We start from the raw sequence: 1,050 nt of genomic DNA on the forward strand, positions 1-1,050 counted from the left end.
GCCAGATTCAAGGTCGAAGTGCACCACCTTTACTAAACTATAAGTTCAGGAGGTGTGCCATGGGTACCCAATATTCACATTTATCTAACTTTGAACGTTGTCGTTTATTTGAGTGGTATCATTACCAAAAAAAATCAATACGTGAGGTGAGCCGATTATTAAATCGCTCACATAGCACTATTAGCCGAGAGCTAAAGCGTAATAAATATGATTATTACGTACCAACTTATTACCCTCATCCAGCTCAAATGTATTATGAAGTAAGGGTAAGGGAGAGAGCTAAGCGAGTTAAGCTTAAGTCTGTTGAAGCTCAACGCTATGTGGCAGATAAACTCAAACTTGGGTGGAGTCCTGAGATCATAGCTGGACGAATAAAATTTGATAAAACCTTACCCAGCGTATCTCACGAGGCCATTTATCAATATATATACAAGAATGAAACATCACTTATTGTATATTTAGCTAGGCAACATAAAAAGCGTAAGAAAAAATATCCAACCCGTAAAACGAAAACAGTTTGGGGTCAAAGATGTAGTATTTTAGACAGACCAGATGACATTAATCTCAGAAAAAACGTTGGGCATTGGGAAAGTGACTCTGTTGAATCTAGCGACAGAAAATGTGCGCTGAATGTGTTACTTGAACGAGTTTCTAGAGTGTGTCACATCACTAAATTATCATCTAAAAAAGCTCTAGCGACATCGAATGCAATATGTAAAAAACTATCTATTTACCCACCAAGCTCTTGTTTATCGATAACTTATGACAATGGCTCTGAAAATACGGAGTTTAAAAAAGTAGAAGCCATTTTGAAAAATAAATCTTATTTTTGTGAGCCTTATCACAGTTGGGAAAAAGGTGCTGTAGAGCAAATAAATGGGTTAATTAGAAGGTATTATCCGAAGAAAACAAACTTTAGCAAAGTAAGCCATCAGCAATTAAAAAAGGTAGAGGAGCAACTAAATAATCGCCCTAGAAAATGTTTAGGATTTAAAACACCAAATGAAGTCTATAATGAATTAGGTGGTGCACTTCCAATTAGAATCTAGG

At 36.1% G+C, this 1,050-nt stretch carries 1 protein-coding gene; it reads left to right on the forward strand.

Annotated elements, in window-relative coordinates:
- Nucleotides 1-59 precede the first annotated feature (59 nt).
- Nucleotides 60-1,049 (forward strand): IS30 family transposase, encoded by a 990-nt coding sequence (locus PSH50_RS20935; protein WP_039972569.1) that lies wholly within the window; start codon nt 60-62, stop codon nt 1,047-1,049.
- Nucleotide 1,050: the final 1 nt, after the last annotated feature.

The organism is Pseudoalteromonas sp. Angola-7, assembly GCF_028599255.1.
Taxonomy (GTDB): Bacteria; Pseudomonadota; Gammaproteobacteria; order Enterobacterales; family Alteromonadaceae; genus Pseudoalteromonas; species Pseudoalteromonas atlantica.

Coding starts and splice junctions, on each gene's coding strand:
- PSH50_RS20935 (WP_039972569.1), top strand. CDS start 60: ATGGGTACCCAATATTCACATTTATCTAACTTTGAACGTTGTCGTTTA.